Consider the following 5727-nt stretch of genomic DNA (forward strand, 5'->3'; position numbering starts at 1 on the left):
CTGAGTGATATTGATTGAAAAGTGACCAATTGACGCCGCGCCTTGTGGGGCGGGGCCTGCAGGTGAATATGCTCAGCTTATCCACAGCCAGGCCCACAGTGGATGTGGGCAATTATTGTCACGCCTCTAAAACCCGATGCAACACAATGCGCCCGCGGCTGATGTCTGCCAGTTGGCGTTGAAAGACGTCAACCAGTTCTGGACCCAGTGAGATTTGCAGTTCGACGCCATTGGCGGTAAACGTTTCATCCACCATCAGCCCACTCAGCTCCGCCAAGCGCAATCTAACCAACGCCAGCTCACTAAAGTTGCAATCGAAGCTCAGCGCCACGCGATGAATAAGCGCCACGCGCTCGGCCTGTTGCAGGCACTTATTGGCGCCGCCTCCGTACGCGCGTGCCAAACCACCGGTGCCCAGCTGGATGCCGCCGTACCAACGGATAACCAACACCACCACTTGATCGAATTCCTGCGCCTCTATGGCCGCCAGAATGGGTCGGCCTGCTGTGCCGCCGGGCTCGCCGTCATCACTGCTGCGGTATTGATCGGCGAGTTTCCACGCCCAGCAATTGTGCGTGGCGTTGAGGTCGCTGTGTTGTTCAATGAATGTTTGGGCGTCGGTAGCGCTGGTAATCGGCGCTGCCAAGGTGATGAAACGGCTTTTGCGAATCTCTTCCCGATATTCGCAGAGGCCGACGAGGCTAAAAGGCATGACCAGGTTCCAGCTAGTTGGCCGGAGGCGTCAGCCCACAACCTTTGAGAATGATGCGAATCAAGTTGTCGCCAGCGTCTTCCATGTCCTGTTTAGTCAGGCGTGTGCGGCCGGTTACGCGGCAGATCTGCGTCGCGAAGTCCGCGTAATGCTGTGTGCTGCCCCACAGCAAAAAGATCAGGTGCACCGGATCGACCGGGTCCATTTTGCCTGCATCGATCCAGGTCTGAAAGACGGCTGCCCGGCTTTGGAACCAGGCGCGGTAGTCTTGGCTGAAATACTCATTCAGGCACTCCCCGCCGCTAATGATTTCCATCGCGAAAATCCGCGAAGCTTGAGGCTGGCGCCGGGAGAACTCCATTTTGGCACGTATGTAGCGGGTCAACGCCTCAGCGGGATCGTCCTCACCACTGAGCGCGTTAAAGGTGCTGTCCCACAGTTCAAGGATGTTGCTCAAGACAGCGATATACAGCCCTAGCTTGTTGGTGAAGTAGTAATGCAGGTTGGCTTTAGGCAAGCCCGCATTTTGCGCAATGGTGTTCATGCTGGTGCCCTTGAAGCCGTGACGCGCGAACTCGTCTTCAGCGGCTTTAATAATCGTCTCTTCGTTTTTCTGACGAATACGGCTGGCAGGTTTAGCGACGGCGTTGTCGCTGTGCGCTGGGACTTCAAAGGTCATGGGCTGTTCCGAACGGAATATGGGCTGCGTCCTGTGAACTGATAACGCACCCGCGTCGATCCGACAAGTGGTTGTGGTGCAAATTATTGCTCCAATGCTTCTGTTTTTGTTTCGCAATCGCCTGCTGCACTAGGTAAGCGACGCTCTGGCAAGAGCAAGGACATGACAATGGCCGTGATGCCGCCACTGGTGATGGGCGAGTCAAACAGGGTCTGAATCATTTTCGGCAAATGGCTGAGCAATGTCGGTTGCGCTGCGATGCCAAGACCCACGCCGAAAGACACGGCAATGATCAGCATGCTGCGGCGGTCCAACGGTGCTTGAGACAAAATGCGCACACCGGCGGCGGCGACACTGCCGAACATCACCAGCGTAGCGCCACCCAACACCGGTTTCGGTATCTGCTGCAGCAACGCGCCGATCATCGGGAACAGTCCGAGGATGAACAACAGCAGTCCGATATACAGACCGATATAGCGACTGGCAACGCCGGTCAGTTGAATGACACCGTTGTTCTGAGCAAAGGTGGTGTTGGGAAAAGCACCCAACGTCGCGGCGATCAGGCAGCTTACGCCATCGCCTAGGACGCCGCCTTTGAGTCGCGTAATGTAGCTGGGGCCAGTGATGGGTTGGCGTGACAACATGCAGTTGGCGGTCAGGTCGCCAACGGTTTCGATGGTGCTGATTAAGTAGATCAATGCAATCGGAACGAAGGCTGTCCAATCGAAGCTGAAGCCGAACTTGAAGGGCACTGGCACGTTGATAATAGGTCCGCTCGTTATGGCATGGGGTATCAGTTTTCCAAAAAACCATGCCGCTACGCTGCCCAGCGCCAAGCCCAGAATAATTGCCGAGAGACGTACCCATGGGGTATTTGAGCGGTTAAGCAGAACGATGACCAGCAACACGAACACGCCGAGCCCAAGGTTTAACGGTTCACCGAAATCTGTTGCTTGGAATCCACCGCCCAGATCCGTAACACCGACATTGATCAGGCTCACACCAATCAGTGTGATCACGATACCGGTTACCAGTGGCGTGATTACTTTATGCAACTGGCCGATAAACCGACTGAGCACTATCTGGACCAAGGCTCCGAAAAAGCACAGGCCAAAGATCATCGCCAAGATGTCTTCGGGGCCGCCACCCCGCTGTTTGACCATAAACCCTGCCGACAGAATTGCGCCCAGAAATGAAAAGCTGGTGCCTTGTAGACAGATCATGCCTGCGCCAATACCGAAAGGGCGGCGAGCCTGTATGAAGGTTCCTATGCCAGAAACCATCAAGGCGGTGCTGATCAAGTAGGGCAGGTAAGCCGTCAGTCCCAGAGCGGAGGCGATGACCAATGGCGGTGTAATGATGCCAACGAAGCTGGCGAGTACGTGTTGCAAAGCAGCAAGCAAGGCCGGTAGCGGTTTGGGCCGGTCATTCAACCCGAATATCAGATCTGTGTGAGGTGAAGACTCTGGCTGCATGGCGCTCTCTCGGTGCGGTTAAATACGATTGAGTCGAACTACTGCAAAAAGCTGTCCATGTGTTCAGTTAATTAATCTTTTTTTATATATAAACTTAATTAAATCAACGATTTAAATAGGTTTATAGCTATTCCTTCCTTTTAAGCGCGTGTTGCCTATGCGTGTGTCGCGCATCAACGTGTGGCCGCCAAGCTGTCGAGGAAACTTTCCAGCACCAGATGAGGGCGTCGGCCTTTACGGGTGACTGAGGCCAGCGTCAGGTCGTAAAAGCGAGTTGCGGGTTTGAGCGCACGCAGGCGGCCTTGCTGAACCCACTCGTTGGCATAGTGATCCGGTAAGTAGCCGATATAGCGCCCCGTCAGAATCAGGAATGCCATGCCTTCCCGGTCCGAGGCGCTGGCAGTGCAGGTGAGTGCCTGGTAATGCGCCTGAATGTCGGCAGGCAATCTGAACGTTGGCGCGATGGCGTCTTGCGCATCCAGTCGTGGATCATCCAGCGCAGCATCATCCATATAGAAGAGCGGATGACCCACCGCACAATAAAGCAGTGACCGCTCGCTGTAGAGCGGCTGATACTCAAGTCCTGACAGTGCGCTGGCCTGCGGCACTACACCGACGTGTAGACGTCCATCGAGCACACCTTGCTCGACTTCATTGGGTGCGATCATGCGGATGTGGATATGCACGTCCGGCCCGCGTTCCTTTAGTTGGGCCAGTGCGTGGGTGATGCGCATGTGGGGGAGGGTAACGAGGTTGTCGGTCAGGCCAATATTCAGCTCGCCGCGCAGATGTTGATGCAGGCCGTTGACCTCGGTACGAAAACTTTCCAGGGCACTTAATAGTTGCAGCGCCGATTGATAGACCTCGCGGCCCTCTTCAGTCAGGGAAAATCCACCCCGGCCCCGCTGACACAGGCGCAAACCAAGGCGCTGTTCCAAGTCGCTCATTTGTTGGCTGATAGCCGAACGGCCGATACCAAGCGCCCCCTCGGCAGCCGAGAAGCCTCCGCACTCGACTACGCTTCTAAAGATACGCAGCAGTCGAACATCAAAGTCGCTGACTTGGGCCAGTGGATCGGGTCGATGGCTGCTTATAAGTTTACTCATGGGCTACCTGAAGATTGCTAAAGCTGGATTTTCAGAACTTTATGCCTGTGGCAACTTAGCTGCAACAACGCGGCTCAATACGCTGCTCCTATCGCCCGTGAGGTATTTGCATCCATGGATCATCCCGAAATCGCTGAAACATCGTTGGCCAGCCAGTTGAAGCTTGATGCTCACTGGATGCCTTACACCGCCAACCGCAGTTTTCAGCGCGATCCTCGGATGATCGTTGCGGCGCATGGCAGCTACCTGACGGACGATCAAGGTCGCAAAATCTACGATTCGTTGTCTGGGCTGTGGACCTGCGGCGCCGGTCATACGCGCAAAGAGATTCAGGAAGCGGTCTCACGGCAACTGGGGACTCTCGACTACTCGCCTGCGTTCCAATACGGTCACCCTTTGTCGTTTCAGTTGGCTGAAAAGATCATTGAGCTAACACCTGGCAATTTGAATCACGTCTTCTATACCAACTCCGGTTCTGAATGTGCGGACACGGCAGTGAAGATGGTGCGGGCTTACTGGCGACTGAAAGGGCAGGCCACGAAGACCAAAATGATTGGCCGCGCCCGTGGTTACCATGGGGTCAACGTCGCGGGTACAAGTTTGGGCGGGGTTAACGGCAACCGCAAAATGTTTGGGCAGTTGATGGATGTCGATCATCTGCCGCACACCTTGCTGGCCAGTAACGCTTATTCGCGAGGTATGCCTGAGCTGGGCGGTATCGCGCTAGCAGACGAAATGCTTAAGCTGATCGAGCTGCACGATGCCTCGAACATCGCCGCTGTTATCGTCGAGCCCATGGCGGGTTCGGCAGGTGTATTGGTGCCGCCGCAGGGCTATTTGAAGCGTCTTCGTGAGATCTGCGATCAGCACAACATCTTGCTGATCTTCGATGAGGTTATTACCGGGTTTGGTCGTACAGGTTCGATGTTTGGTGCGGACAGCTTCGGCGTGACGCCGGATTTGATGTGCATTGCCAAGCAAATCACCAATGGCGCTATCCCTATGGGAGCGGTGATTGCCAGCAGTGAGATCTATCAGACGTTCATGAATCAGCCGACGCCGGAGTATGCGGTCGAATTCCCACACGGCTACACCTACTCTGCGCACCCTGTTGCGTGTGCGGCTGGCCTCGCTGCACTGGAGTTGTTGCAGCGGGAGAACCTCGTTCAGCAGGTTGCAGAGGTTGCGCCGCATTTCGAGAAGGCATTGCACGGTATCAAGGGTGCGAAAAACGTCGTTGATATCCGCAACTATGGGTTGGCGGGTGCAATCCAGATCGCGCCTCGCGACGGTGATGCCATCGTGCGTCCTTACGAAGCGGGGATCAAACTCTGGAAGGCTGGCTTCTATGTGCGCTTCGGCGGTGACACGCTGCAGTTCGGGCCTACCTTTAACAGCAAGCCACAGGATCTCGATCGTTTGTTCGACGCAGTGGGCGAGGTGCTGAACCAAATCGACTGATCCTCTGCCTTCTATATAGAAGCGCGGCATATGAAGGGGGAGCTATAGAGCTTTCCCCTTTTTTATACCGGTGTGTTCTACCAATGTGTCGTTTTTTGAATTTAGCTATTGACGTAACTTTTTCTGGGCCTATAATTCGCACCTCTTCCGGAGCAGATGAAACGGAAACTCCTTGGTAATCAATGAGTTATCCAGTTTGTTAGCGAGGAAGAGGCTTTGATCGCGGTGATCGAAAGCGGTGAAAAAAGGCAGTTGACAGCGAGTTGAAACGCTGTAGAATTCGCCTCCCGCTAA

At 54.9% G+C, this 5727-nt stretch carries 5 protein-coding genes; 1 reads left to right on the forward strand and 4 read right to left on the reverse strand.

Translation table 11 applies throughout. From position 1 onward, the window contains the following. Nucleotides 1–118: 118 nt before the first annotated feature. The 4 genes from M0974_RS25240 to M0974_RS25255 form a co-directional block, all read right to left on the reverse strand. The gene (locus M0974_RS25240; protein ID WP_297843488.1) at nt 119–712 is read right to left on the reverse strand and encodes a YigZ family protein; all 594 of its coding nucleotides are present in this window, start codon (nt 710–712) and stop codon (nt 119–121) included. 13 nt (nt 713–725) lie between these two features. Then, nucleotides 726–1391, reverse strand: coding sequence for a TetR/AcrR family transcriptional regulator (locus M0974_RS25245; RefSeq protein ID WP_297843491.1), 666 nt, complete (start codon nt 1389–1391; stop codon nt 726–728). Between the two features lie 83 nt (nt 1392–1474). Next, complete coding sequence (locus M0974_RS25250) at nt 1475–2866, reverse strand: nucleobase:cation symporter-2 family protein (RefSeq protein WP_297843493.1); 1392 nt, start codon at nt 2864–2866, stop codon at nt 1475–1477. A 173-nt stretch (nt 2867–3039) separates the two neighbouring features. After that, nucleotides 3040–3960 carry a LysR family transcriptional regulator gene (locus tag M0974_RS25255; RefSeq protein ID WP_297843498.1) on the reverse strand — a complete coding sequence of 307 codons (921 nt, stop codon included), beginning with the start codon at nt 3958–3960 and terminating at the stop codon, nt 3040–3042. A 126-nt stretch (nt 3961–4086) separates the two neighbouring features. Here M0974_RS25255 and M0974_RS25260 point away from each other — a divergent pair, with 126 nt between their 5' ends. Beyond that, the gene (locus M0974_RS25260) at nt 4087–5433 is read left to right on the forward strand and encodes an aspartate aminotransferase family protein (RefSeq protein WP_297843496.1); all 1347 of its coding nucleotides are present in this window, start codon (nt 4087–4089) and stop codon (nt 5431–5433) included. Nucleotides 5434–5727 lie beyond the last annotated feature (294 nt).

It is taken from the genome of Pseudomonas sp. (genome assembly GCF_026224925.1).
In the GTDB taxonomy this organism is placed as follows: Bacteria; Pseudomonadota; Gammaproteobacteria; order Pseudomonadales; family Pseudomonadaceae; genus Aquipseudomonas.